Source organism: Micromonospora sp. NPDC047074 (assembly GCF_040643815.1).
Lineage (GTDB): Bacteria > Actinomycetota > Actinomycetes > Mycobacteriales > Micromonosporaceae > Micromonospora.
The window spans coordinates 72,773-98,026 of sequence record NZ_JBEYVB010000006.1 but is presented as its reverse complement, the minus strand read 5'-3'; the positions used below and the strand labels follow the sequence as shown (position 1 = coordinate 98,026).

The 25,254-nt window shown below is 73.6% G+C and carries 21 protein-coding genes, 1 tRNA gene and 1 pseudogene; 17 read left to right on the top strand and 6 right to left on the bottom strand.

Annotated elements, in window-relative coordinates:
* The 4 genes from ABZ809_RS11895 (at position 1) to ABZ809_RS11880 (ending at position 5,088) form a co-directional block, all read left to right on the top strand.
* A complete protein-coding gene (locus ABZ809_RS11895; RefSeq protein ID WP_357562447.1) occupies positions 1-1,419 on the top strand; it encodes an MFS transporter in 1,419 nt (472 codons plus the stop codon).
* A 26-nt stretch (positions 1,420-1,445) separates the two neighbouring features.
* A complete protein-coding gene (locus ABZ809_RS11890; protein ID WP_357562446.1) occupies positions 1,446-2,981 on the top strand; it encodes an aminotransferase class V-fold PLP-dependent enzyme in 1,536 nt (511 codons plus the stop codon).
* A 154-nt stretch (positions 2,982-3,135) separates the two neighbouring features.
* Positions 3,136-3,726 (top strand): NADH-quinone oxidoreductase subunit B family protein, encoded by a 591-nt coding sequence (locus ABZ809_RS11885; RefSeq protein ID WP_357562445.1) that lies wholly within the window; start codon positions 3,136-3,138, stop codon positions 3,724-3,726.
* Positions 3,727-3,771: 45 nt separating this feature from the next.
* Positions 3,772-5,088 (top strand): DUF2252 domain-containing protein, encoded by a 1,317-nt coding sequence (locus tag ABZ809_RS11880; protein WP_357562444.1) that lies wholly within the window; start codon positions 3,772-3,774, stop codon positions 5,086-5,088.
* A 6-nt stretch (positions 5,089-5,094) separates the two neighbouring features.
* Here ABZ809_RS11880 and ABZ809_RS11875 read toward each other — a convergent pair whose 3' ends face one another.
* The gene (locus ABZ809_RS11875; protein WP_357562443.1) at positions 5,095-6,141 is read right to left on the bottom strand and encodes a glucose 1-dehydrogenase; all 1,047 of its coding nucleotides are present in this window, start codon (positions 6,139-6,141) and stop codon (positions 5,095-5,097) included.
* A 161-nt stretch (positions 6,142-6,302) separates the two neighbouring features.
* Between ABZ809_RS11875 and ABZ809_RS11870 the strand changes: the two are divergent.
* Together ABZ809_RS11870 and ABZ809_RS11865 are read left to right on the top strand one after the other, a co-directional pair.
* Positions 6,303-6,869 (top strand): annotated as a pseudogene (locus ABZ809_RS11870) (NADH-quinone oxidoreductase subunit C); the annotation flags it as partial.
* 329 nt (positions 6,870-7,198) lie between these two features.
* On the top strand, positions 7,199-8,161 hold the full coding sequence (locus ABZ809_RS11865) for a complex I subunit 1 family protein (protein ID WP_357562442.1): 963 nt from the start codon (positions 7,199-7,201) through the stop codon (positions 8,159-8,161).
* Positions 8,162-8,316: 155 nt separating this feature from the next.
* On the opposite strand, the gene ABZ809_RS11860 is transcribed toward ABZ809_RS11865, so the two are convergent.
* Positions 8,317-9,336 carry a glutathione S-transferase C-terminal domain-containing protein gene (locus tag ABZ809_RS11860; RefSeq protein WP_357562598.1) on the bottom strand — a complete coding sequence of 340 codons (1,020 nt, stop codon included), beginning with the start codon at positions 9,334-9,336 and terminating at the stop codon, positions 8,317-8,319.
* A 267-nt stretch (positions 9,337-9,603) separates the two neighbouring features.
* Here ABZ809_RS11860 and ABZ809_RS11855 point away from each other — a divergent pair, with 267 nt between their 5' ends.
* Positions 9,604-10,038 carry an ester cyclase gene (locus ABZ809_RS11855; RefSeq protein WP_357562441.1) on the top strand — a complete coding sequence of 145 codons (435 nt, stop codon included), beginning with the start codon at positions 9,604-9,606 and terminating at the stop codon, positions 10,036-10,038.
* Here ABZ809_RS11855 and ABZ809_RS11850 read toward each other — a convergent pair.
* Complete coding sequence (locus ABZ809_RS11850; protein WP_357562440.1) at positions 10,019-10,591, bottom strand: Uma2 family endonuclease; 573 nt, start codon at positions 10,589-10,591, stop codon at positions 10,019-10,021. The genes ABZ809_RS11855 and ABZ809_RS11850 overlap by 20 nt on opposite strands.
* Before the next feature lie 93 nt (positions 10,592-10,684).
* Here ABZ809_RS11850 and ABZ809_RS11845 point away from each other — a divergent pair, with 93 nt between their 5' ends.
* The 8 genes from ABZ809_RS11845 to ABZ809_RS11810 all read left to right on the top strand — a co-directional run bounded on the left by ABZ809_RS11845 (position 10,685) and on the right by ABZ809_RS11810 (position 19,943).
* Complete coding sequence (locus ABZ809_RS11845) at positions 10,685-11,311, top strand: NADH-quinone oxidoreductase subunit I (protein WP_357562439.1); 627 nt, start codon at positions 10,685-10,687, stop codon at positions 11,309-11,311.
* Positions 11,308-11,871 (top strand): NADH-quinone oxidoreductase subunit J, encoded by a 564-nt coding sequence (locus tag ABZ809_RS11840; protein WP_357562438.1) that lies wholly within the window; start codon positions 11,308-11,310, stop codon positions 11,869-11,871. The genes ABZ809_RS11845 and ABZ809_RS11840 overlap by 4 nt, the downstream gene beginning before the upstream one ends.
* Complete coding sequence (nuoK, locus tag ABZ809_RS11835) at positions 11,868-12,284, top strand: NADH-quinone oxidoreductase subunit NuoK (protein WP_357562437.1); 417 nt, start codon at positions 11,868-11,870, stop codon at positions 12,282-12,284. The genes ABZ809_RS11840 and nuoK overlap by 4 nt, the downstream gene beginning before the upstream one ends.
* The gene (locus tag ABZ809_RS11830) at positions 12,281-14,218 is read left to right on the top strand and encodes an NADH-quinone oxidoreductase subunit L (RefSeq protein ID WP_357562436.1); all 1,938 of its coding nucleotides are present in this window, start codon (positions 12,281-12,283) and stop codon (positions 14,216-14,218) included. The genes nuoK and ABZ809_RS11830 overlap by 4 nt, the downstream gene beginning before the upstream one ends.
* A gap of 182 nt (positions 14,219-14,400) precedes the next feature.
* Positions 14,401-15,906: an NADH-quinone oxidoreductase subunit M gene (locus ABZ809_RS11825; protein WP_357562435.1), complete on the top strand. Its 1,506-nt coding sequence runs from the start codon at positions 14,401-14,403 to the stop codon at positions 15,904-15,906.
* A gap of 76 nt (positions 15,907-15,982) precedes the next feature.
* Positions 15,983-17,500: a proton-conducting transporter membrane subunit gene (locus ABZ809_RS11820; RefSeq protein WP_357562434.1), complete on the top strand. Its 1,518-nt coding sequence runs from the start codon at positions 15,983-15,985 to the stop codon at positions 17,498-17,500.
* A 164-nt stretch (positions 17,501-17,664) separates the two neighbouring features.
* On the top strand, positions 17,665-18,540 hold the full coding sequence (gene htpX, locus ABZ809_RS11815; protein ID WP_357562433.1) for a zinc metalloprotease HtpX: 876 nt from the start codon (positions 17,665-17,667) through the stop codon (positions 18,538-18,540).
* Positions 18,541-18,683: 143 nt separating this feature from the next.
* Complete coding sequence (locus ABZ809_RS11810) at positions 18,684-19,943, top strand: MFS transporter (RefSeq protein WP_357562432.1); 1,260 nt, start codon at positions 18,684-18,686, stop codon at positions 19,941-19,943.
* On the opposite strand, the gene ABZ809_RS11805 is transcribed toward ABZ809_RS11810, so the two are convergent.
* The 3 genes from ABZ809_RS11805 to ABZ809_RS11795 all read right to left on the bottom strand — a co-directional run bounded on the left by ABZ809_RS11805 (position 19,932) and on the right by ABZ809_RS11795 (position 21,876).
* Positions 19,932-20,516 carry an MFS transporter gene (locus ABZ809_RS11805; RefSeq protein ID WP_357562597.1) on the bottom strand — a complete coding sequence of 195 codons (585 nt, stop codon included), beginning with the start codon at positions 20,514-20,516 and terminating at the stop codon, positions 19,932-19,934. The genes ABZ809_RS11810 and ABZ809_RS11805 overlap by 12 nt on opposite strands.
* Entirely contained in the window at positions 20,512-21,087 is a 576-nt protein-coding gene (locus ABZ809_RS11800) for a helix-turn-helix domain-containing protein (RefSeq protein ID WP_357562431.1), read from the bottom strand. The genes ABZ809_RS11805 and ABZ809_RS11800 overlap by 5 nt, the downstream gene beginning before the upstream one ends.
* A gap of 294 nt (positions 21,088-21,381) precedes the next feature.
* A complete protein-coding gene (locus ABZ809_RS11795) occupies positions 21,382-21,876 on the bottom strand; it encodes a YajQ family cyclic di-GMP-binding protein (RefSeq protein ID WP_357562430.1) in 495 nt (164 codons plus the stop codon).
* Positions 21,877-22,025: 149 nt separating this feature from the next.
* Between ABZ809_RS11795 and ABZ809_RS11790 the strand changes: the two genes are divergently transcribed.
* A tRNA-Tyr gene (locus ABZ809_RS11790) sits at positions 22,026-22,109 on the top strand.
* A gap of 305 nt (positions 22,110-22,414) precedes the next feature.
* Positions 22,415-25,147: a hypothetical protein gene (locus ABZ809_RS11785; protein WP_357562429.1), complete on the top strand. Its 2,733-nt coding sequence runs from the start codon at positions 22,415-22,417 to the stop codon at positions 25,145-25,147.
* Positions 25,148-25,254: the final 107 nt, after the last annotated feature.

Here is a 25,254-nt window from a genome sequence, read left to right as displayed (position 1 = left end):
ATGGAAGCGCCGCCGGGTGGAGCCGGCTCATCCGCGTCGGGCGTGCTGCCGCGCCGGGTGCACGCCGGCTACGCGCTCGGGTCGCTGGCCACCGGCGCGTTCGGCACCGTGCCCGGCCTGCTCCTGCTGCCGTACCTCACCGACACGCTCGGCGTCGCGGCGGGCGCCGCCGCCCTGCTGGTGCTCCTGCCGAAGGCGTGGGACGTGCTGGTCAACCCGGTCGCCGGCCGGATCTCCGACCGCACCCGGTCGCGCTGGGGCGCCCGCCGGCCGTACCTGCTGGGCGCCGGGCTCGCGCTCGGCGCGTGCTTCGCCGCCATCTTCGCCGCGCCGTTCGGCGCCGGGCCGGCCGCCGGGGCGTACGTGGCGGTCGCCTTCCTCGCCGCCGCCACCGCGTTCGCCTTCTTCCAGGTGCCGTACGTGGCGATGCCGGCCGAGCTGACCGGCGACTACGCCGAACGTACCCGGCTGATGACCTGGCGGATCGCGGTGCTGGCGCTGGCCATCCTGGTCTCCGGCGCGGTGGCCCCGCTGGTGCGCGACGCCGGCGGCGGAGGCGTCCCGGGGCACCGCTGGATGGGGCTCTTCGTCGCCGGGCTGATCGTGCTCGGGGCGGTCGGCGCGTTCCTCGGCACCCGCTCCGCGCCCGTCGGCACGGTGGGGGAGAGCGAGCCGACGCTGCGCGCCCAGCTCGCCGTCGCCACCCGGAACCGGCCGTTCCGGGCGCTGCTGCTCTGCTTCGTGGTGCAGTCCGCCGGGGTGGCCACCGTCCTCGCCGGGGTCAACTACTTCGCCGACCAGATCCTGCGGGACTCCGAGGGCGGGCCGACCATCCTGTTCGCCTGCTTCGTCGGGCCGGCGCTGCTGGTGATGCCGCTGTGGACCCGGGTCGGGGCACGGATCGGCAAGCTCGCCGCCCTGGTCGCCGCGTCACTGATCTTCGCGGCGGGCGCGTTGGCCCTGGTCGCCGCGCCGGTGCTGCCCGCGCCCGTGGTCTACCTCCTGGTCGCGCTGATCGGCGTCGGGTACGCCGGGCAGCAGGTGTTCGCCCTCGCCATGCTCCCCGACTGCATCGCGTACGACACGGCGCGCACCGGCCGGCGGCAGGCGGGAGTCTTCACCGGCCTCTGGACGGCCGGCGAGACCTTCGGGCTGGCCCTCGGGCCGGGCATCTTCGGCCTGGTGCTCCAGCTCAGCGGCTACGTCTCCTCCGACACCGGCACGTCGGCGGCCCAGTCCGACACCGCCCGGCTCGGCATCCTGCTCGGCTTCACCGTGCTGCCCGCCCTCCTGGTCGGCCTGGCCGTCCTGCTCCTGCGTCCCTACGACCTGACCCCCGCCCGGCTGGCCGACGCCCAGGCCGAGGCCGTGTCCCGCCCCGCCGGTCACCCGGTTGTGGTGGTGGACGACCACCGCTGAACCCCACGGAAAGGCAGCACGACTCCATGACCGACGAGGAAGCCGGCCGGCGCGCGCTGCCCGGCAACGGGTTGCCCGCCGAGCGGGTGCTGGCGGAGGTGCGGGCGCTGCGGGCCGCCGACCGGCCCACCCACGGGGGGCGGCTGTTCGCGTACGTCTACGACCCGGCGGTGCCCGGGCTGGACGAGCTGGCCGCCGCCGCGTACGCCGGCAGCGCGCACGTCAACGGGCTCGACCCGACCGCCTTCCCGTCCCTGCTGGCGATGGAGAACGCGCTGGTCGGCGCGGCCGCCCGGCTGCTCGGCGGCGGCCCCGGCAGCGCCGCCCCCGACGTCGTCGGCAGCGTCACCAGCGGCGGCACCGAGTCGCTGATCCTGGCCGTGAAGGCCGCCCGCGACGCCCACCCGGAGATCGCCGCGCCCCGGATCGTGGTGCCGGCCAGCGCGCACGCCGCGTTCGCCAAGGCGGCGCACTACCTGCGGGTCGCCGTGGACACGGTGCCCGTGTCGGCGCGGACGTTGCGGCCCGCCGCCGCCGACGTGGCCGCCGCCATCGGCCCGGAGACCGTGCTGGTGGTCTGCTCCGCCCCCTCGTACGCGCACGGCGTCATCGACCCGGTCACCGAGATCGCCGCCGCGGCGGCCGAGGCCGGGGTGCGCTGCCACGTGGACGCCTGCTTCGGCGGCTGGACCCTGCCGTACCTGCGCCGGCTCGGGGCGCAGGTGCCCCCGTTCGACTTCGCCGTCGCCGGGGTCACCTCGATCTCGGTGGACCTGCACAAGTACGCGTACGCCCCGAAGGGCGTCTCGGTGCTGCTGCACCGCGAGCCCGCGCTGCGCGCCCCGCAGTACTTCGCGTACGCGGACTGGCCCGGCTACACGATGGTCAACCCGGTGATCGCCTCCACCCGCTCCGGCGGGCCGATCGCCGCCGCGTACGCCACCGTGCGGCACCTCGGCGACGACGGCTACCTGCGGCTCGCGGCGGTCACCCGGGACGCCGCCGCCGGCCTGGCCGACGCCGTCCGCGCGGTCGACGGGCTGCGGCTCATGGCCGAGCCGGAGTCGACAGTCGTCTGCTTCACCTCCACCGACCCCGGGCTCGACCTCTTCGTCCTGGTCGACGAGTTGGCCGCCCGGGGCTGGCACACCCAGCCCCAACAGTCGTACGCCGATTTGCCGCGCAGCGTGCACCTGACGGTGACGGCCGCGGTGGCGCCCCGGGTGGCCGAGTTCGGCCCGGACCTGGCCGACTCGGTGGCCGCCGCGCGGGCCGCCGGGCCGGTCGCGCTCCCCGCCGAACTGCTCGCCCTGGCCGGCACGCTGACCCCGGAGGCGCTCACCCCGGAGCTGGTCGCCGGTCTCGCCGCCGGGCTGGGCCTGACCGTCCCGGCCGACGCCGGCACCGACGCCGCCGCCGCTCCGGCCGACGCCAGCGCGCCGGGCGGGCCGCTGCCCGGGCGGACGGCGGTGGTCAACACGCTGCTCGACGCCGCGCCGCCCGCGCTGCGGGAGCGGCTGCTGGTGGAGTTCGTCGGCCTGCTGCAACGCCCCACCTGGTGACTGTCGGCGGCTGACCTCGGCGGTCGCCCGGCCGGCCGCCGAGGAGACGACGTTCTCCACCGTCGCGGTGCCGTCCGCCGGCCGGGCGGAGCGACCGGTGGGCGCCACCGCGGACTGTGGTTGACTGGTGGCGGGCTTCGGGAAGGGGGCGGTCGTGCAGGTGCCGGCAGTGCTCGGCGAGCCGATCCGGTTCGTGCTGAACTGGGGCCGCCGCTACTCGCTCTGGGTCTTCAACTTCGGCCTGGCCTGCTGCGCGATCGAGTTCATCGCCACCAGCATGGGCCGGCACGACTTCATGCGGCTGGGCGTGATCCCCTTCGCGCACGGGCCCCGGCAGGCCGACCTGATGGTGGTCTCCGGGACGGTCACCGACAAGATGGCCCCCGCCATCAAGCGGCTCTACGACCAGATGCCCGAGCCGAAGTACGTCATCTCGTTCGGCGCGTGCTCCAACTGCGGCGGCCCCTACTGGGATTCCTACTCGGTGACCAAGGGCGTCGACCAGCTCATCCCGGTCGACGTCTACGTGCCCGGCTGCCCGCCCCGGCCCGAGGCGCTGCTGCACGGCATCCTGCGGCTCCAGGAGAAGATCGCCGCCGAGCAGTCCGGCATCGGCGGGGTGCCCCGCCCGGACGCGCTCGCCCCGCCGGTCGACGCCCCGCCGGCCGACGCCGGGTCCACCGGCGCGCGCCCGCGCTCGGCGGAGTCGCTGACCGCCCCGCCGGTCCGCCCGCCCCGCGACTGAACCGCGACCGGAACGCGGTGGCCGCCGGGGGCTAGCCTGCGCACCATGAACCACTCCGCCGATCAGCGTTCCGCCTACATCGTCGACGTGCTCACCGAGGAGTTCGGCGCGTCGATGGCCCTCGACCCGGCCGCCTTCCGGCGCAAGTTCCGCAAGATGGCCGCGTCGCCGTTCGCCTTCTACCGGGGCAGCGCCTCGCTGTTCTACGCCGACCAGGTCGGCGCCTTCGCCGACGAGCGGTTCCTCGACGACCGGACCAGCCGGGTGTGGATCCACGGCGACCTGCACGCGGAGAACTTCGGCACGTACATGAACGCGTCCGGGCAGCTCGTGTTCAACGTCAACGACTTCGACGAGGCGTACGTCGGCCCGTTCAGCTGGGACCTGAAGCGCCTGGCGGCCAGCGTGGCGCTGATCGGCTACACCAAGGCGCTCTCCGACCGGGCGATCAGCGACCTGGTCGCCGGCTTCGCGAGGTCGTACCTGACCGAGCTGCGGGCCATCGCGGCCGGCGGCGACGACGCGATCGGCTCGATCACCCTGGACAACGCCGACGGAGTGCTCCGCCGGGTGCTCCAGCAGGCGCGGCTCAACACCCGGGTCGACCTGCTCGCCGCCCAGACCACCATCGACAACTACGAGCGCCGGTTCTCGCTCGGCGACGGCGTCTTCGAGATCGACGCCGAGACGCGGGAGCGGGTCTGCGCCGCGTTCGAGCGGTACCTCGGCACCCTGCCGGCGTTCTCCGCCCAGTTCCGTCCGGTGGCCACGCACATCAAGGACGTCGTGCTGCGCAAGGGAGTGGGCATCGGCTCCGCCGGGCTGCCGTCGTACAACCTGCTCCTGGAGGGCCACACCCAGGCGCTGGAGAACGACGTGGTCATCTACATGAAGCAGGCCCAGGTGCCGGCGGTGGCCCGGCACATCGCCGACGAGGCGGTCGCGGCCTACTTCCAGCACCAGGGGCACCGCACCGCCGAGTCGCAGCGCGCACTCCAGGCGCACGCCGACCCGTGGCTGGGCTTCACCGAGCTGGACGGGGCGGGCCAGCTCGTCGCCGAGGTCTCCCCGTACGCGGCCGACCTCGACTGGGCCGACGTGAACGAGCCGGAGGAGCTGGCCGGGGTGCTGGCCGACCTGGGCCGGGCGGTCGCCCGGATGCACTCGGTGGCCGACGACGAGTCCAGCCACGACCTGGTCGACTACTCCACCGAGGAGGCGATCGTGGCGGCGGTGGACGCCGACGAGGCGGGTTTCGTGGCCCACCTGGTCGACTTCGCCCACGCGTACGGCGTCCAGGCCCGGCAGGACCACCAGCTCTTCGTCGACCTGTTCCGCAACGGCCGGCTGCCCGGCCTCTGAGCGGCGTCAGGAGCCGAACTCCAGCACCACCTTGATGTCGTCGGGTTCGTGGGCGTACGCCTCGGCGTACGCCCCCACCGGCACCCGGCGGGTGATCAGCGAGTCGAGCCAGCCCCCGTCGGCACGGGTCAGCGCCTCGGCGGCCAGGTCCCAGTGCCGGCGGTTGGCGTTCACGGAGCCGAACACCACGTTGTTCTCCAGCACGAGAGCGCGGTTGAGCGCGCCGGCGTCGAAGTCGATGGTCCGCCCGCCGCTGGAGACGCCGGTCAGGCAGACGACGCCGGCCGGCCCGACCTTGCACATCACGTCGAGGACGACCACCGGCGCCCCGGTGCACTCCAGCACCACGTCCGGTGCGAAGTCCAGCTCGTCGACCGGCACGGTGTGGTAGGTCGCCCCGAGCGCCCGGACCAGCTCCGGCTTCGGGCCGGTGGTGTTGCGGTCCAGCACGTGCACGGCGAGCCCGCGCTGGGTGGCGAGCAGCGCGGCCAGCAGGCCGATCGGTCCCGCCCCGGTGACCAGTGCGGTCTGCGGCTGCCATTCGGCGCGGGCGCCGATACGCTCGATGTGTTCCCACGCCTTGGCCACCACGCTCGTCGGTTCCAGCAGCATGCCGACCGGGGCGAGGGCCCGGTCCAGCCCGACGGCGAACCGGGGTTGCAGCCGCCAGCGTTCCCGGGCGAAGCCGGGCAGGGCCTTGATGCCGTGCTCGGTGAACTGGCCGTTGCGGCACATGTCCCACTCGCCGACCGCGCAGTTCGGGCAGGGCACCGGGTCGGGGTGCCGGACGATCCCCGCGACCAGGTCGCCGGGTTGCAGGGTGCCCGACGGGTCCTCCAGCACCCGGCCCAGTGACTCGTGCCCCAGGACCAACTGGTCCACGCCGGGCGGCGCCTCGCCGTACTCGCCGGCGATGATCTCGTGGTCGGTACCGCAGATCCCCACCGCCAGCGCCTCGACCAGGATCGCGCCCTCCTCGGGCGGCGGCTCCGGATGGTCCTCGACCAGCCGCAGGGAGTCGGCGACACCCGGGATGACAGTCACAGCGCGCACGGCCCCATCCTTCCCGGCCGGCCCGCCCGTCGGCGGGCAAAGCGACCAGATCACCCCGGATCGGGGGCGTCCCACCGGCGCCGCCCGGGCGGGCGGGGCCGGGCGCTGGGCCGTCGCTCGCTCCCGGCGGGCCCCACCCGGCAGGCCCTAGGATCAGCGGCATGACTCCGGAAGAGGTCGGTCAGCGGATGGTCGCGCTGCTCGCGACCGCCGAGGTGACCCCGTCGGTCTCCGGCGGCCAGGCACACGCCCGGGCCACTGTCGACGTACCGCCGGCGCAGTGGCGCGACGCGCTCCGCGCGGCCCGCGACGACGCCGAGCTGGCCTGCGACTTCTTCGACTGGCTCTCCGCCGTCGACGAGCTGGCCGGCGGCTTCGACGTGGTCGCCCACCTCTGGTCCACCACCCGCCGGCACGGCCTCCTGCTGCGCACCCGGGTGCCCCGGGAGGCCCCCTCGGTCGCCTCGGTGGTCGACGTCTACCCCGGCGCCGGTTGGCACGAGCGGGAGACGCACGAGATGTTCGGCATCGACTTCCCCGGCCACGCCGGGCTGACGCCGCTGCTGCTGCCGCCCGAGTTCGAGGGCCACCCGCTGCGCAAGGAGTTCGTGCTCGCCTCCCGGGTGGCCAAACCCTGGCCGGGCGCCAAGGAACCGGGCGAGTCCGAGGCCGGTGGCGGGCGCCGGCCGATCCGTCCGCCGGGCGTACCGGCGCCGGGGGAGTGGGGGACGACCCCGACGCCGGCCGGTGCGGGCGGGGTCGGCGAGGGCCCGCGCGGCGGCACCCCCGCCCGTCCGGCCCGGGAGCGGCCGGCCCGGCCGGCGCCGGGGGCCCGTCCGGCCCGTACCGCCCGGCCCGCCGGTGCCGCCGACGGCCCGGCACCGACCGATCCGCCGGCCCCCGGCGCGGGCCAGGAGTCGGCTGACCCGCCGGTCTCCGGCGCGGGCCCGGTGTCGGCTGACCCGCCGGTCTCCGGCGCGGGCCCGGCGCCGCGCGGCCCGGCCGCCGACCGGCCGGCACCCGACGACCGTGCCGGCGACGACGGAGGTACGCCCTGATGCCGCTGTGGTTGGAGCTGGTGATCCGGGTGGGCGGGGTGCTGGTCGCCTTCCTCACCCTGCCGCTGCTGGTCGGTCAGGCCGAGCACAAGGTGATGGCACACATGCAGGGCCGGCTGGGCCCGATGTACGCGGGCGGCTTCCACGGCTGGGCCCAGCTGGTCGCCGACGGCGTGAAGTTCGTGCAGAAGGAGGACGTCACGCCCCGGGAGGCGGACCGGGCCGTGTTCCGGCTCGCCCCGGCGGTCGCCCTCGTGCCCTACCTTCTTGTCCTGCTGGTGATCCCGCTCGGCCCGAACGACCTGGTCGGGCAGCCGCTGGACGTCGGCCTGTTCTTCGTGCTGGCAGTGGTGGGCGTGGGCGTGGTGGCGGTGTTGATGTCGGCGTGGGCGTCGGCCAACAAGTACAGCCTGCTCGGCGGGATCCGCGGCGCGGCCCAACTGCTCGGTTACGAGCTGCCGCTGGTGCTGGCCGCCGCGTCGGTGGCGATGGCAGCCGGCACCCTCAGCCTGTCCGGCATCGTCGAGGCGTGGCAGCCGTGGTGGCTGCTCTGGCAGGCCCCGGCCATGGTCGTCTTCTTCCTCGCCGGGCTCGCCGAGATCCGTCGCCCGCCGTTCGACATGCCGGTCGCCGACTCGGAGCTGGTCTTCGGCTACATGACCGAGTACACGGGGCTGCGGTTCGCCTTCTTCCTGCTCGCCGAGTACGTCGGCATCGTCGTGATCGCCGCGCTCACCACCGTGCTCTTCCTCGGTGGCTGGCAGGGCCCGTTCGCCGACGCGCAGCTCGGCTGGCTGTGGACCCTGCTGAAGGTCTTCGCCGTCTCGTTCCTGATCATCTGGCTCCGGGTGTCCTACCCCCGGCTACGCGAGGACCAACTCCAGCGCCTCTGCTGGCTGGTCCTGGTCCCCGTCTCCCTGGGCCAGCTCGTCCTGACGGCCGCCGTCCGCGTAGCGCTGTAACCCACCCCCACCCCCGCCCCTGCCTTCCCCGCCCCTTGGCGCTCGTCGATCTTGCACTTTGTGCCTCGACATATCTACCAAAGTGCACAATTCGCGGGCACAAAGTGCAAGATCGCAGGGCGGGGCGGGGCGGGGCGGGGTGGGGTGGGGTGGGGTCAGGGGAGGGGGGTGTGGGTGGGGGTGACGCGTTCGGTGGGTGGGGGCGGCGGGGGCGGGGTGCCGTCGCCGAAGGGCCGGCCGCCCAGGGTTTCCCGGCCGTGCGGGGTGAGCCAGTTCGCCAGGTCCGGGCCGAGCGGCACCACCCCGGTCGGGTTGATGTCGCGGTGCACCTCGTAGTAGTGCCGCTTGATGTGGTCGAAGTCGACCGTGTCGCCGAAGCCGGGGGTCTGGAACAGGTCCCGGGCGTACGCCCACAGCACCGGCATCTCGGTCAGCTTGCTCCGGTTGCACTTGAAGTGGCCGTGGTAGACCGGGTCGAAGCGGACCAGCGTGGTGAACAGCCGGATGTCCGCCTCGGTGATGGTGTCCCCGACCAGGTAGCGCTGCCCGGCCAGTCGCCCGCCCAGCAGGTCAAGCCGGTCGAACAGCCGGCGGTACGCCCTCTCGTACGCCGCCTGGTCGCCCGCGAAGCCGCACCGGTAGACACCGTTGTTGACGTCCCGGAACAGCACCGCGCTCACCTCGTCGATTTCGTCGCGCAGCCGCTCCGGATAGAGGTCGGGCGCGCCCTCGCGGTGGTACGCCGTCCACTCGGTGGACAGGTCGAGGCTCATCCGCCCGAAGTCGTTGGTGACCACCTGCCCGGTCGGCACGTCCACGATCGCCGGCACCGTGATGCCCCGCTCGTAGCCGGGGAACCGGGCGAAGTACGCGTCGGCCAGGCGCTCGATGCCGAGCACCGGGTCGCGCCCGCCCGGATCGAGGTCGAACGTCCAGCTCCGCTTGTCGTGGGTCGGGCCGGCGACCGCCATCGAGATCGCGTCCTCCAGCCCGAGCAACCTTCGTACGATGATCAACCGGTTCGCCCAGGGGCAGGCGCGGCTGACCGCCAGCCGGTAGCGGCCGGGCTGCACCGGCCAGCCGTCCCGACCGTCGGCGGTGATCCGGGTGGCGATGTAGCGCTGGTCCCGGGTGAACTCGCCGCCCGGTTCGACATACCTGCCGCCGGTCCGCATCAGCACCTCGTCGCCACCGGCCGCCCCGCCACCACCGGATGCGCCACCGGCCGTCGCGCCGCCGTCTGTCGTGCTGCCCTCGGTCGTGCCGTCCACGCCCGCCCCCTCCGCCGTCGCCTTCGTCCGTCCCCTCCCATCATGGCGGCTTCGCCACGGTCGGGGCGCGTCGAGCGTCGACCTCCGTCCCGTCCCGCCGGTTACCCGGTCCGGTCGTCGCCGGCGGGTGCGCTCGGGGCCGTGCAGACGGCGCGCGGATACGCTGCCGCGATGACCGATGTGGAGGCGGCGGCCCGGCGCTTCATCGCCGACGTGTGGAACGCCCGCCGGGAGGAGTCCGCGTACGAGTTGGTCGCGCCGCAGTGCCCGGGGCTGGGCGGCGAGGGCCCGGAGGCGACGCTGGCGTGGCACCGGGAACGACGTGCCGCCTTCCCCGACCTGCGCTACAAGATCGTGGACGTGGTGGCCGGCGGGGACCGGGTGGCGGTGCACTGGCGGGCGGCCGGCACCCACGCCGGGCCGTTCGGGCCGGTGCCGCCGACCGGGCAGGTGGTCAGCTATTCGGGGGCGAGCTTCCTGCGCTTCGACGACGCGGGCCGGATCGTCGACGTGTGGAGCAGCACCGAGCTGTTCCAGCTCCTCCAGCAGCTCGGAGTCGAGATGCTCCCGCCCGCGGCGGGTGGGATCAGCGGGACCGGGGCGTGATCCTGCCCAGCGGGATGTCGATCTCCCACGGCTCCGGGACGAGGATGCCGTCGGTCATCCGGGCCTGCTCGACGTAGACGCGCTTCGCCGGGTCGAGCTTGTGGGCGTGCACGACGGTCCAGGAGTCGGTCTCGATCCGCCAGAAGTAGGGGATGCCCGCCTCGGCGTACAACGCGGGCTTGAGCACCCGGTCGATGCTCCGCGACCCCTCCGCGACGATCTCGACCACCAGCATGACCTCGTGGGGCTGGTAGTGCGACGGGTTGCGCGCGGCGGCGTCCAGCTCTGTGACCAGCACGTCGGGGAAGAAGGACCGGGTCCGGGAGAGCCGCACCTCGACGCCCTGCGTGACGTCGAGGTCGGGCGGGCAGGTTTCCTCCAGCGCGGCCATGAGGCGACCGGCGATCGACTGGTGAAGTCGCGTGGGGGAGGGCGACACGATGAGGTTTCCGTCCAGGAGTTCGTGGCGGCGGCCGTCGTCGGGCAGGCGGTCGAGGTCGTCGGCCGTCCACCCGCCCGGCGGCGGATGGTCGCCCTGCAACGCGACGGTCATGGCGAGCCCTTTCCGGTGCGTCGTTCTCCCCACCGCACCGTACCGCCGGCAGACCCCGGGTGGTGGTCGCGCGCGCCGCGGCCACAGGGCAGGATGGTCGGCATGACCGACCGCAGCGAGCGCAGCGAGCCGGGCGGCACCGACCCAGATCGTGGCCTGCCGGGCGCGGGCCTGGTCAAGGGGCTCGCGGTCACGTTGAAGACGATGACCCGCCGCTCGACCACCCAGCAGTACCCGGACGTCGCCCCCGAGCTGCCGCCCCGCTCACGTGGGGTGATCGCGCTGCTCGAGGAGAACTGCACGGTCTGCATGCTGTGCGCCCGGGAGTGTCCGGACTGGTGCATCTACATCGACTCCCACAAGGAGGAGGTGGCGGTGCCCGGCGCCGCCCGCCCCCGCCAGCGCAACGTGCTCGACAAGTTCGACATCGACTTCTCGCTCTGCATGTACTGCGGCATCTGCGTGGAGGTCTGCCCCTTCGACGCGCTCTACTGGTCGCCCGAGTTCGAGTACGCCGAGTACGACATCAAGGACCTGCTGCACGACAAGGACCACCTCGGGCAGTGGATGGCCACCGTGCCACCGCCGCCCGCGCACGACCCGCACGGTGAGCCGGCGAAGGAGGAGACCGCCGCCGCGCGCAAGGCCGCGGTCCCGGCCGCGCCCGCCGCCCGTCCCGCCGCCCCTGCCGTACGCCCCGAGCCCGAGGCCGGCGCATGACCGGTGCGGACGTGCTGCTGCTCGCCCTCGGGGCGGTGGCGGTCGGTTCGGGGGTGCTGGTGGTGGCGACGCGACACCTGGTGCGCGCCGGCCTCTACCTGGTGCTCTGTCTCGGCGCGCTGGCCGGGATGTACCTGGTGCTCACCGCCGAGCTGGTGGCCTGGGTGCAGGTGCTGATCTACGTCGGCGCGGTGGTGGTGCTGCTGCTCTTCGCGGTGATGCTCACCCGCGCCCCGATCGGCGCCTCCGACGACCTGGACCGGCCGGGCTGGGCCGCGGCGCTGATCGGTGGCGGCACCGGCCTGGGGCTGGCCGCCCTGCTGGTCGACGCCTACCGCTGGACGGCCGTGGAGCTGCCCGACGCGGGCACCGCGGAACGCCTGGGCGATCAGATCTTCCGCAGCTGGGTGCTGCCCTTCGAGGTGCTCTCGGTGCTGCTGCTGGCCGCCCTGGTCGGGGCCATCGTGATCTCCCGCCCCGACATCGGCCGGCCGAAGGCCGACCAGGGCAGCGACCGGCCGAGGGCCGACCAGCGGAGCAGCGAGGGGCGGTCGCGGTGAGACCCGTCATCCCGTACGTCACCGCCGCACTGCTGTTCGGCCTCGGCGTCTACGGCGTACTGCGCAGGCGCAACGCGGTGCTGGTGCTGATGGCCGTCGAGCTGATGCTCAACGCGGTCAACCTGATCCTGGTCACCGCCGACACCACCGTGCGGGCCCAGCTGCCGCACGGCGGGCAGGTCTTCGCGCTCTTCGTGATCGTGCTGGCCGCCGCCGAGATCGGGGTCGGCCTGGCGATCGTGCTCCAGCTCTACCGGCTCCGGTCCACGGTGGCCGTCGACGAGGTGGCGCTGACCGAAGGCCGGCCGACCGACAGCCCGGTCGAGCCGGCCCTGACCCGGTCCGGCGCGGGCAACGGCGCCGGGGCCCGCACCCGGCCCGGGTCCGTCGACCGCCCGGAGGGGGAGCGGTGAGCACGACCACCCTGCTCGGCGCGCTGCTGCCGGCCGTACCGCTGGTCGCGGGTCTGCTCGGCCTGCTGCTGCCACCCGCGCCGCGCGGCGCCGGAACGGACGGGGGCCGCGCCCGACAGGTGGCGATCGCGCTCGGGGTGACCGGTGCGGCCGGTGCGCTGGCGCTCGCCGTCGCGCTGCTGGCCACCCTCGACCGGCCCGCCGAGGCGTCCACCACCTGGGTCGACCTCGGCGGGCTCACCGTGAGCCTCGGGGTGCGGCTGGACTCCGCCGCCGCGCTGGTCGCCGTCGCGGTCGCCGCGGTGGCCCTGGCCGTGCAGGTCTACTCGGTCGGCTACCTGCGGCGGGGCCCGCACGACGACGTCGACACCGACCACCGCTACCCGCCGTACGCGGCGCAGATCAGCCTCTTCACCGCGGCCATGCTGCTGGTGGTGGTCGCCGGTGACCTGATCCTGCTGCTGGTCGGCTGGGAGGTGATGGGCATCTGTTCCTACCTGCTCATCGCCCACGACCGCCGGCTGCCCGAGGCGCCGGCCGCCGCCATGAAGGCGTTCCTGGTGACCCGGGTCGGCGACGTCGGCTTCCTGCTCGGCATCGCGCTGCTCGGCGTCTCGGCCGGCAGCTTCCGGATCGCCGACGTGCTCGCCCACGACCACGCCACCGGTACGCTGACGGCCGCCTGCCTGCTGCTGCTCGCCGGGGTGGCCGGCAAGAGCGCCCAGTTCCCGCTGCACACCTGGCTGCCGGACGCGATGGCCGGCCCGACGCCGATCTCGGCGCTGATCCACGCCGCCACGATGGTCGCCGCCGGCGTGTACGCGGTGACCCGGCTCTACCCGCTGTTCGAGGTGACCCCGGCCGCGCTGACGGTGCTGGGCGTGATGGCCTCGGTCACCCTGCTGCTCGGCGCGTTCGCCGCCACCGCCCAGGACGACCTCAAGCGCGTGCTGGCCTGGTCGACGGTCTCGCAGATCGGCTACATGACAGGCGCGCTGGCGGTCGGCTCCACCCCGGCGGCCCTGTTCCACCTGCTCACCCACGCCGCGTTCAAGGCGCTGCTGTTCCTCGCCGCCGGTGCGGTGATCCACGCCGTCGGCACCACGCTGATGTCCCGCATGGGCGGGCTGCGCCGCAGCATGCCGGTCACCTTCTGGTGCACGGTCGTCGGGCTGGGCGCGCTGGCGGGGCTGCCCCCGCTGTCGGGCTTCTGGAGCAAGGACGGCGTGCTCGCCGTCGCCCAGGACGCCGCCCTGCACGGCACCGGCCCCGCCCCGGCCTGGGTGGGCTGGCTGGTCTGGCTGGCCGGGCTGGTCGGCGTCGCGGTCACCGCCTGGTACGCCACCCGCCTGCTGCTGCGCACCTTCTTCGGCGAGACGCGGATCCCGCTGGCCCACCCGCACGACCCGCCCGCCGTGCTGCGCTGGCCGCTGCTGCTGCTCGCCGTACCGGCCGCCCTGCTCGGCCTCGCCGGCTTCGACCAGTCCTTCGCCCGCCGGCTGCTGCTGACGCCGACCGTCAGCGCGCCGGCCGGCGAGCATCTCCTGATCCACGTCGGCCCGGAGTTGCTGCTGCCGCTGGCGCTGCTCGTCGTCGGGTCCGGGCTCGCCTGGCTCCGCTGGCGGCGGGACCCGGCCGCCGACCCGGCGACCGGGCTGGGCCCGCTGCGGCCGGTCTTCGCCGCCGCGTTCCGGCTCGACGACATCCAGCGCGCCCTGGTCGTACGCCCGACGACGGCGCTGGCCCGCGCGGCGCGTACGACCGACGAGGTGGTGGTGGACGGCGCGGTCGAGGGCAGCGGCCGGGCCGCGCTCGGCCTCGGCGGCGGGCTGGCGGCGCTGCACCGCGCGGCGCTGCCGCGCGCGGCGGCCGGGGTGCTGGCCGGGGCGCTGCTGATCGGCCTGGCGGCCGTCCTGATCGGAGTCTCCGCATGAGGGCCGTGAGTGCGAGGAGTGAGCCGGGTTTGCGAGCCCCGCAGTCGCGAACTGAGGTGACGCCGTGAGCGCGAGGAGTGAGCCGGTGTTGCGAGCCCCGCAGTCGCGAACTGAGGTGACGCCGTGAGTGCGAGGAGTGAGCCGGGTTTGCGAGCCCCGCAGTCGCGAACTGAGGTGACGCCATGAGGTTGGGGGAGTTCCTGCTGGTGGCGGTGCTGGCACTGCCGGCGCTCGGCGCGCTGGCGGTGGTGGCGACGCCCAGGGACCGGGCGGCCCGGATCGTCGGCACGGTCGTCGCCGGGCTGACCCTGGTGGCCGCCGCGCTGCTCCTCGTCGGCGATCGCGGCTGGACCGGCTACGCGGCCGACGCCCCCGCCGTGCGCCCCTGGCACCGGCTCGACCTGCCCTGGGTGCCCGGCCTCGACCTGCGCTTCCACCTCGGGGTGGACGGCATCTCCTGGCCGCTGGTCGTGCTGACCGCCCTGCTCACCCTGCTCTGCTGCGCCTACACGGTGTGGAAGGTGCCCGACGGCGGCAGCGGCCGGGCGCTGGTGGCCCTGCTGCTGGCCGTCGAGGTCGGCATCCTCGGCACCTTCCTCGCCCTCGACCTCGTGCTCTTCTTCGTCTTCTTCGAGGTCGTCCTGCTCCCCATGTACGCGATCATCGCCGGCTGGGGCGGCGCGGACCGGCGGCGGGCGGCCCGCAAGTTCGCCCTCTACACGCTGCTGGGCTCGGTGCTGCTGCTGGTCGGTGTCTTCACCGTGGTGGCCGCCGCCGGGACGGCCGACGTGGTGGCGCTCACCGGCGGGACGGGGCTGTCCCGGGGCACCCAGCTCGCCGCGTTCACGCTGCTCGCGCTGGCCTTCGCGGTGAAGAGCCCGCTCTGGCCGCTGCACTCCTGGCTGCCCGACGCGCACACCCAGGCACCTACCGTCGGCAGCGTCGTGCTCGCCGGGGTGCTGCTCAAGATGGGCACGTACGGGCTGATCCGGATCGCGGTCGGGGTGGCTCCCGAGGGCGCCCGCTGGGCCGCCCCGGTGCTCGGCGTGCTGGCGGTGGCGGCGATCCTGGTCGGGTCGCTGGTCTGCCTCGCGCAGCGCGAGCTGAAGCGGCTGATCGCGTACTCCAGCGTCGGGCACATGGGCTTCGTGCTGCTGGGGGTCGCCACGCTCACCGCCACCGGCATCCAGGCGGCCCTGATCGGCAACGTCGCGCACGGGGTGATCACCGGCCTGCTCTTCTTCCTCGCCGGCGCGGTCAAGGACCGTACCCACACCGGGTCGCTGGACGAGCTGTCCGGGCTGCGGGAGACCGCGCCCCGGCTGGCCGGGCTGCTCGGCTTCGCCGCCGTCGCCTCGCTCGGCCTGCCCGGACTGGCCGGCTTCTGGGGGGAGGCGTTCGCGGTGGTGGCCGCCGTCGAGGTCGGCGGGGCGCTCTGGACCACCCTCGGCGTGCTGGCGGCGGTCGGCGGGGCGCTCACCGCGGCGTACCTGCTGCGGCTGCTGCGGCGGGTGACGCACGGGCGGCCCAGCCCGGCGGTCGGGCGGCTCACCCCCGGCCTGGCCGGCGTGGAACTGGTCGCGTGGGCGCCGCTGGTGCTGCTCGCGCTGGCGGTCGGCCTGGCCCCGACCCTGGTGCTCGGCGTCGCCGAGGCCCCCGTCGACGCCCTGGTGGAGGTGCTGCGGTGAGCGAGCGGAGCGAGCGAATCATCGGGCGCAGTGCTCTGGTGGCTCGTGACGGCGCGCAGCGGAGCGGAGTGCGGGCATGAGCGTGGTGCAGAGCGTCGACAACGTGGCGCTGCTTCCGGCGTACCTGGCCGCCGGCACGGCCGTGCTGGTGCTGCTCGCCGACCTGCTGGTGGCCCGCTCCCGGGTCACGCTGGCGACGGCCGCCGTCGGCGCGGCGGCCACGGCGCTCGGCGCGGCCGTGGTCGGTGCGGGAGGCGAGCGGCGTACGTTCTGCGTCGGCCCCGACTGCTCGTACGTCTTCGGTGGCCGGGCCGCCCTCGTCGCCGGGGTGGTCGCCCTGCTGACCCTCGGCGTGCTCGCGCTGTCCGGCCCGCTGCTGCGGGCGGGGCAGTCGCCGACGGGGGAGTACTGCTTCCTGCTCGCCTGTTCGATGACGGGCGGCGTGGTGCTCGGCGCGGCCGGCGACCTGATCACCCTGATCGTGGCGCTGGAGACGCTCACCCTGCCGCTCTACGTCCTCGTCGGGCTGCGCCGGGGCAGCCTGGCCAGCGCCGAGGCGGCGGTCACCTTCTTCGTGGTCAGCGTGGTCGCCACCACGGTGACCCTGCTGGGGGCGGCGCTGCTCTACGCGGCCACGGGCGGGCTGCACCTGGGCCGGATCGGCGCGCTCCTCGCGGAGCGGCCGGAACTGCTGGACCTGCCGCTCACCACCGCCGCCGTGGCGCTGGTCGTGCTGGGGCTGGCGTTCAAGGTGGCGGCGGTGCCGTTCCACGCCTGGGCGCCGGCCACCTACGACGGCGCGCCGCTGCCGGTGGCGGCATACCTGTCCACCGCCTCCAAGCTGGGCGGCGTGGTCGCCCTGCTGGCCGTCGTGCAGCACGCGCTGCCGGCCGACGTGACCGGCCCGGTGCTCGCCCTGCTCGCGGTGCTGACCATGACCGTCGGCAACCTGGTGGCGCTGCGCCAGCGGCGTACGGTGCGGCTGCTCGCCTGGTCCTCCGTGGCCCAGGCCGGTTACATCCTCGCCCCGCTCGGCGCGCTGGCGCTGGCCGCCGGGCGCGCCGCCGACGCCCGCACCGCCGCGTACGCGGCCGCCGTCGCGTACGCCGTCTTCTTCGTGGTGCTGGAGTTGGCGGCCTTCGCGGCCGTGGTGGCGCTGCGCCCGGCGGGCGCCGACGGCGGCACGGTCGACGACCTGCGCGGCGCTGCCCGCCGGCACCCGTGGCCGGCGGTCGCGCTGGGGCTGGCGCTCGTCGGGCTCGCCGGCCTGCCGCCGGGCCTGGCGGGCCTCTTCGCCAAGGTGACAGTGGTCCGTTCGCTGCTGGACGGGGGCGCGGGCTGGCTCGCCGTGGTGGTGGCCGTGAACGCGGTGATCGGGCTGGCCTACTACCTGCGCCTCACCGCCGCACTCTGGGCCGCGCCGGCCGCGTCGCCCGGTGGCAGGGAAGCGCCGGCTGCCGCGTTCGCCCCGGTCGGCGGCGTTTCGGCCCCCGTGCGGGCCCGGACGGTCGGCCTGGTGCTCGTCGTGGCCACCGCGGTGGCGATTGTGATCGGTTTCGCACCGCAGCTCGTCCTCGACGTCGCCGCGCGCTGAACGGCGCTCCCGGCGGTCGGTTTCCCGCTTTCCGGCGGGGTAGGCATCGACGGGCACTCCGGACATCCCAGGCAACTCTCAGCCATGAGACGGATGGTTGACGGGTACCGGGATGTTGAACCGGTCAGCGGGTCCCGCGTGATCCGTGCACCGAAGGAGTGATCGTGCACCACAACCGTCTGAAGACCGCCGCGCTGCTCGGCCTGCTCACGTCGCTGATCCTGGCGGTGGGCTACTGGTTCGGCGGCAGTGGCGGCCTGGTCATCGCCGTCGTCCTGTCGCTGGTCATGAACGGCGTCACCTACTTCTACTCCGACAAGCTCGCGCTGCGCTCGATGCGGGCGCAACCGGTCAGCGAGGCACAGTTCCCCGAGCTGTACCGGATGGTCCGCGAGCTGGCCACCGAGGCCGGGCAGCCGATGCCGCGCCTCTACGTGAGCCCGACGGCGCAACCCAACGCGTTCGCCACCGGGCGGAACCCGCAGAACGCGGCCGTCTGCGTCACCCAGGGGATCACCGAGATCCTCGACTATCGCGAGCTGCGCGGGGTGATCGGGCACGAGCTGTCGCACGTCTACAACCGGGACATCCTCATCTCCAGCGTGGCGGCCGGTCTGGCCGGCATCATCACCATGCTGGCGAACATCGCCTGGTTCATCCCGCTGGGCGGGGGCGACGACGAGGATTCCCCGAACCCGGCCGTGCTGCTGCTCACCATCATCCTGGGCCCGATCGCGGCCACCATCATCCAGTTGGCGATCAGCCGCAGCCGGGAGTTCCAGGCTGACGCCTCCGGCGCCCAGCTCACCCGGGACCCGCTGGCCCTGGCCAGCGCCCTGCGGAAGATCCACATGGGTACGCAGAGCCGGCCGCTGCCGGCCCAGGGGCAGCTCACCAGCACCGCCCACCTGATGATCGACAACCCGTTCCGGGGCGGCGGCGTGGCCACGCTCTTCGCCACCCACCCGAAGATGGAGGAGCGGGTCGCGCGGCTGGAGCGGATGGCCGCGAACAGCGGCCCGGTGCAGTTCCAGCGCTGAGGCGTTGATCACCTTTCCGCCCGTGCCCGGTCCGCCGGGCACGGGCGGGACCTGCGTGTGAGCGCGTTAACCGTTTCTTCCACCCGCCGCGCGGCGTTAGGGTCGAAAGGTTTCCCGCTCGTTACACCACCTGGAGGTCGACCGTGGCCGCACTGCGCCAGTACCTGGGCGTCTGGCGGATCCCCGGAGCACCGATGCTGCTGCTCACCGGCATCATCGGCCGGCTCGGGATCGGGATGACGCCGCTGGCGCTGCTGCTGGTCGTCGAGCAGGTCACCGGGCGCTACTCGCTGGCAGCCGTCGCCGGCGGCATCTACGCGCTCTCCGGCGCCGCGCTCAGCCCCGTGGCCGGCCGGATCGCCGACCGGATCGGCCCCAGCCCGGTGCTCGTCGGCACCGCCATCGCCCACCCGTTCGCCCTGCTCGGGCTGCTCTGGGCCGCCCGCTCCGACTCCGGCAGCCTGGCGCTGGTCTTCGTGGCCTCCGGGGTCGCCGGGGCCACCTATCCGCCGCTGACCGCCGCGATCCGGGGCGCCTGGAACGACCTCACCTCACCCGCGTCCGGCCGGTGGCACCTGCGCAACACCGCCCTCGCCGCCGAGACCACCCTCTTCGAGATCGTCTTCGTACTCGGACCGCTGCTGGTCGCCGGCTTCATCCTGTTCGCCGACGCCGGGGCCGCCCTGGTCGGTTCGGCCGTGGTGACCCTGGTCGGCACCCTGGCGGTCGCTTTCGGCCGGGTGATGCGCGGCTGGCAGCCGCACCCGCGTGAACACCACACCAGAGGGCTCGGGCCGCTGCGCGTCCCCGGCTTCCCGGCGCTGCTGCTCTGCGTGGCCAGCATCGGCGTCGCCTTCGGCGCGGCCGGCGTGACCGTGCCGGCGTTCGCGACCGCCTACACCTCCGACGACCCCGACAGCCTCGCCGGGGTGCTGCTGGCCGTCTGGGGCGTCGGCAGCGCCGTGGGCGGATTCTGGTTCGGTGTCCGCAAGCCGGCCCGGAACATGACCCGGCAGTTCTCGCTGCTGCTCGGTGCGGTGGCCGCCAGCTTCGCCGTGTTCGCCGTGATGCCCACCCCGCTGGCGCTGGGCACCGCCCTGGTGATCGGCGGTGCCACGATCGCGCCCGCGCTCACCCTGGAGAACACCCTGGTCGGCCGGATCTCCCCGACCAGCATGCTGAACGAGGCGTACACCTGGGTGGTGACCATGTCGGTGGGGGCCAGCGCCGCCGGCGGCGCGGTCGCCGGCCTGATCGTCGACCACGGCGGCGGGGTGCCCTGGGCGTTCGTCTTCGCCGGGGTCGCGGTCGCCGTCGGCGCCGGGGTCGCCGCCCTGCCCGCCGGGCCCATCGCCAGCGCCGAGGCGAGGGCGGTACGCACCGAGGAACTGCTACCCGCCTGACGACCCGGCCGGTGCGGGTGCCACCTGCCGCCGCGCCGGCTCCGGCCGCCGGTCCATGGTCCGCCACGGTCCACCGAGCAGGGGTGTGAGCACGACGAGGAAGTAGCAGGTGCCGACCGCGACGAGGGTGCCGGTCGTGCCGAGGTGCTCGCTGGCGAAGCCCGCGCCGAGCGCGCCGAGGGGGATGGCGGCCCAGGCGCCCGCGCCGATGACGCCGTAGACGCGGGCGCGCATGTGCGGCGGCACCCGTTCGAGCTTGACGGTCCCGATCAACGGGTTGATCGCCCCGGCGGCGAAGCCGGAGACCGCGAAGACGGTGGCCTGCACGGGCAACGGCAGCCCGGCCGCGAGGCTCCAGAGGGGCGGAGCGCCGGCCACGGCGAACGCGGTCACGAAGGTCGTGCGGCGGGGCAGCCGGTGCCCGACGGCGCTGAAGGCCAACGAGCCGACGAGGGCGCCGCCGCCCATGGCGCCGACCAGCAGCCCGAAGGCGGTCGCACCCCCGAGTTCGCGGGCGGCGCGTGTGCGGCCAGGAGGCCCACCAGGGGCGTCCGGCGCGGCGGCGCGCTCAATCGGGCCGCCGGAACGCGTGGTGGATCAGCGTCACCGGGCGGGCGTCCGCCCGCTCGGGGTCGCTGCGCGCCGCCCAGCGTGCCGCCAGCGCCTCAAGATCTTCGCGCAGTTCCACCAGCTCGTCACTCGTCAGGTGCAGCGTGGTGTCGCTGCTGGCGGTGCCCCGGACCCACTGCGGCTCGTAGGTGGCCTCGGCGGCGAGGTAGGCCTGCAGGTTCTCCGTGTAGCGCTGGAGCACCGCCCGGCGCAGGAGATCGGAGGCGGCCTTGCGTTCCGGATCGTCGAGCACCTCGAACGGTTCCCAAGCGGTGCGGGCGTGCGCCGCCCGCCACCACCGTTCGCGGCGACTGCGCGCGCACTCCGGTGCCTCCTGCACGAAGCCGTGCTCGGCGAGCTTGCCCAGGTGGTAGCTGACCGACCCGACCGCCTCGTCGACGATGTCGCTGAGCATCCCGACGCTCTGCGGCCCCCGCGTCCGCAGCTCTGCCAGCAGGCGCAGGCGGGTCGGGTGGGCCAGGGCACGCATGGCGCGCGGGTCGGTCAGGTGCAGGACGGGCTGATTCTCTGCCACGCCTTTACGCTAAACGTACAAGAATTGACGTACAAGATGTCTTGTTGATTCTGTCATGGGGTTGCCGGTGCGGGCGGTTGCTGCTGAAGGCGGTGTGCGCGCCTGGCGGCGACTGGCTGTCAGGCGCGCACTCCCGTCGGTCGTGATCGAGCGGGCTGGGGCTCACTCCGGTCCTTGTCGACCGCGCGGCAACCCGCTTCAGCCGTCTGTGCCGTCACCGCCGGCGGCGAGTCGCCGGAGTCATGCCTGCGTATCTCGCCGATACGGGCGGCACGCGGAACGGCCGGTGCGTCCTTACCTGTAGTTGGTGAACTGGAGGGCGACGCCGAAGTCCTCGCTCTTGAGCAGGGTGATGACGGCCTGGAGGTCGTCCTTCTTCTTGCCGGTGACCCGGAGCTGGTCGCCCTGGATCTGGGCCTGGACGCCCTTCGGGCCCTCCTCGCGGATCTTCTTGCTGATCGCCTTGGCCTTGTCGGAGTCGATGCCCTGGATGACCTTGCAGTCGATCTTGAAGATCTTGCCCGAGGGTCGGGGGTCGCCGGCGTCCAGCGACTTCAGCGAGATGTTCCGCTTGATCACCTTCTCCTTGAAGACCTCCAGCGCAGCCCGCACCCGCTCCTCGGTCTCCGCCTGGAGGCTGATCGCCTCCTCGCCCGACCAGGAGATCTCGGCGCCGGTGCCCCGGAAGTCGAACCGCGTCGCGAGCTCCTTCTCCGCCTGGCGGAGGGCGTTGTCGACCTCCTGGCGATCGACCTTGCTCACGATGTCGAACGACGGGTTCGCTGCCATGCTCATGCTCCTGCTGTCCGGCGGTCTGTGGTCCATTTGTCCCCCGCTGACCAGCGGTACGACCCCCTGACGGTACCCGGTTGCGCCGATGCCGGGGTGAGCCGCTATCCTTGCTTCCGCCGCCGCGTTACGACGCGGTGGGGTGCCCTGGCGGGTTGCCCGAGCGGCCAATGGGAGCGGACTGTAAATCCGTCGCGAAAGCTACAGAGGTTCGAATCCTCTACCCGCCACCAGGTGCAAAAGAGGCCCCTGACTAGCGATAACGCCGGTCAGGGGCCTTTTTCGTGAGTCTCAATCGATTCCGCTTCAGCACGCTCGGTCCAGCTGGCTGCGTCACCTACCGTCACCGAGATCAACTCGGGTACCCGGCGAGGGTGGCGGTGAGGTCCTGAACCGGTGGGGGTAGCCGGCGGCTCTGAGACGCCCTCCGTCGCAGCGGCATGCGATCCTCTTCGCGGCTGATAACGCTACCTGTCCATCATGGGGAGACCACGTGGGTAACGCTCCGCGCGCTCGTCAGCGTGCCATGGCTCTGATCATGGCCTCGACACTTGGCTGCGCAACGATCGTGGGGCTCACCGTCGCCCCGGCCGCCGCGGCCGCGGGCGCACCCACTGACCTCAAGACCTCCGGCCAGCCGTGCGCCACCGCCGCACCGGGGCCGTACCTGAGCCCGGTCAGGCTCAACGACGCCCAGGCCGTCGTGCTGCGGGGCACCTTCGACCGTACGGGTGCGGGCTCCCAGCTTGAGGCCGACTTCCAGGTGTGGGACGTGGCCGACCCGGAGCACCCGCAGCAGTGGCTCCGCCTCGTCGGCGAGCAGAGCAACGAGGTCTACGTCCAGCTTGAGGACGATGCGAAGCAGCTCGACGGCGTCACGTACGCCTGGCGGGTGCGGGTCCTCGACGGCGCGGCAGCGTCGGCGTGGAGCGACACGTGCCATTTCACCATCGACCGCAGCGGTGGCCCGGCGCCGACCGTCACCTCTGCCGAGTATCCCGAGGGCAGCTGGGACGACGCCAGTGGCGCGATCGGCGTCCCCGGCGTGTTCGCGCTGGCCTCAGTCTCCGCCGACACCGTCAGCTACCGTTACCGGTTCGGCTCGGCCGAGGTCTGGGAAGACACCGTGGAGGGCACGGTGGACGCCGAAGGGCTCGGCGGTCCGGCGACCGTCCGCTGGACCCCGCGAGCTGCCAGCCACCACTCGCTCACCGTCCACGCCGTCGACCGGGCTGGCAACTGGTCAGAGCCGGCCCACTACGTGTTCTACGTCAAGGAGACCCGGCCGTCGGTCTTCTCTGCCGCGTACCAGGACTCGGCTCCGAACCTTGACTACAACGTCGGCGTGCCCGGCGCGTTCGAGTTCACCGCCACGGTCGCCGGCACAGCGGCGTTCGCATGGCGGATCGACGAGGGCGGACCATCGGGAACCGTGCCCGCGGACGCCGCCGGAAAAGCGACGGTCATGATCGCTCCGACGCGGGGCGGCTTGCAGACCCTCTACGTGCACAGCGTCACGCGTGACGGCACGGCGCACGCAGACCGCGCCTACCGGTTCCTCGTCGACAACGGCCCGACGCTCACCGGGGACCCGGGCGGCGACGTGGTCATCGGGTCGTCGCTCACCTTCCGCCTCGCGCCCCGGATGCCGGACGTCGAGGCGTACGTCTACTGGGCGGAATACTCGAGCCTGGACCAGCGGCCGATCGAGAAGATCACCGTTCCGGCCCGGCCGGACGGCACCGCCGACCTGACCTGGACGGCCACCGAGACCGGCGTCGCCGGCCTGCGGATCCAGAGCCGGAGCGCCGACGGCACCCTCTCCCATCCGCGCTGGCGACCGATCTCCGTCGACGGAGCGGCACCGACGGTGACCCGCACCGGCGGCACCGACCTGGGCACGCCGGCGACCTTCACGGCCCGCAGCCAGATGGCCGACGTGGTCGACTACGTGGCGACGCTCCACTACGACGAGGCCAGCAGCCAGGTCGTCGAGCCGGCCGCCGACGGCACCGCCACCTTCAGCTTCACCCCGGCCAGGAGTGGCTACAAGGCCGTCACGGTCATCGCCCGCAACGCCGCCGGCCTGCAGACGGACCAGGGCGGCGTGACCTGGACCGTGACGGACGGGCCCCGGGTCGCCTCGACCGACTTCCCGGCGACCGGCAGCGGTCACCTCGCCCCGGGTACCTTCCGCTTCACGCCGCGCATGCCCGGTTCGACCTCGTACCAATGGTGGGTCAGCAACGGGTCTGCCGCGGGCAGCGGCACCGTTGCCGCGGAGGCCGATGGCAGCGCGGCGGTGACCTGGACACCGCCGGTCGCCGACAGGTACGTCCTCAGCGTCCGCAGCTTTACGGCCGACCGCACCTCATCCATGGTCACCACGTACGGCTTCACCGTCGAGGGCCCGGCGATGGTGTCGAATTTCAAGGCGACCGGTGGTGTCGGCTCGGCCACGCTGTCCTGGACGCTGCCGTCGATCACAAACCTGGACCAGGTGATCGTGCGAAGTGCCACGGGCCCGACGGCGCCGTCGTCACCAACCGCCGGCACGGCGGTGTACGGGGGCACGGGCAGCGGTGTCACGGCGACGGGGCTGGTGCCGGGTACGACGTACACGTTCGCGGCGTGGGTCAAGGACAGCAGCGGCAAGCTGTCGGCCGCGCCGAGTGTGACCCTGGTCGGCAGCACGACCACGATCGCGGCCAGTGCCACGCCGCTGGCGTACGGGTCGGCGGTGACGGTGTCGGGCGCGGCAGTCCGCGCGGACACCGGCGCGGGTATCGCGAACGCTCCGGTGCAGCTCTACGGCAGGCGTAAGGGCACCAGCCAGTGGACGTTGATCACCACGTCGACCACTGACAGCTCGGGCGAGGTGAGCTACAGCCACAAGCCCTCGTGGGGTCTGGACTACAAGTGGCGGCACCGCGGCTCGACGGCCCACCTGGGTTCGGAGAGCGGCCTCACGACGGTCTGGGTGAAGACCACCGTCACTGCCTCGCTGTCGACGACGTCCGTTCCCCTCGGTGGCTCGGTCACCCTGTCGGGCAGCGTGTCCCCGGCCCACCCAGGCAAGGCGGTGCACCTGCAGCGTTACGTGGACGGAAGCTGGTCCACGGTGAGCAGCACGGCGTTGTCGTGGACCGGTGCCTACTCGTTCGCCATCCAGCCATCCGCGAAGGGCACCCACCACTACCGGGTGCACATGCCGCCCGACCTCGACCACCTGGCCAGCTACAGCGACAGCCGCAGCTTCGAGGTCCACTGACCCGACCCGCGTGGCCCCGCTGCTTCGACGAAGCAGCGGGGTGGACCGACAGGTCCAGCCGTGGACGCAAGGACCGGTGCCGCCAGCGGTGGTGCTTGTACGCGGTG

Bases quoted from the DNA above. Each gene is read 5' to 3' on its own strand.
- ABZ809_RS11895 (WP_357562447.1), top strand. From the start codon at position 1: ATGGAAGCGCCGCCGGGTGGAGCCGGCTCATCCGCGTCGGGCGTGCTG.
- ABZ809_RS11890 (WP_357562446.1), top strand. From the start codon at position 1,446: ATGACCGACGAGGAAGCCGGCCGGCGCGCGCTGCCCGGCAACGGGTTG.
- ABZ809_RS11880 (WP_357562444.1), top strand. From the start codon at position 3,772: ATGAACCACTCCGCCGATCAGCGTTCCGCCTACATCGTCGACGTGCTC.
- ABZ809_RS11865 (WP_357562442.1), top strand. From the start codon at position 7,199: ATGCCGCTGTGGTTGGAGCTGGTGATCCGGGTGGGCGGGGTGCTGGTC.
- ABZ809_RS11860 (WP_357562598.1), bottom strand. From the start codon at position 9,336: ATGCGGACCGGCGGCAGGTATGTCGAACCGGGCGGCGAGTTCACCCGG.
- ABZ809_RS11855 (WP_357562441.1), top strand. From the start codon at position 9,604: ATGACCGATGTGGAGGCGGCGGCCCGGCGCTTCATCGCCGACGTGTGG.
- ABZ809_RS11850 (WP_357562440.1), bottom strand. From the start codon at position 10,591: ATGACCGTCGCGTTGCAGGGCGACCATCCGCCGCCGGGCGGGTGGACG.
- ABZ809_RS11845 (WP_357562439.1), top strand. From the start codon at position 10,685: ATGGTCGGCATGACCGACCGCAGCGAGCGCAGCGAGCCGGGCGGCACC.
- ABZ809_RS11840 (WP_357562438.1), top strand. From the start codon at position 11,308: ATGACCGGTGCGGACGTGCTGCTGCTCGCCCTCGGGGCGGTGGCGGTC.
- ABZ809_RS11825 (WP_357562435.1), top strand. From the start codon at position 14,401: ATGAGGTTGGGGGAGTTCCTGCTGGTGGCGGTGCTGGCACTGCCGGCG.
- ABZ809_RS11820 (WP_357562434.1), top strand. From the start codon at position 15,983: ATGAGCGTGGTGCAGAGCGTCGACAACGTGGCGCTGCTTCCGGCGTAC.
- ABZ809_RS11795 (WP_357562430.1), bottom strand. From the start codon at position 21,876: ATGGCAGCGAACCCGTCGTTCGACATCGTGAGCAAGGTCGATCGCCAG.
- ABZ809_RS11785 (WP_357562429.1), top strand. From the start codon at position 22,415: ATGGCCTCGACACTTGGCTGCGCAACGATCGTGGGGCTCACCGTCGCC.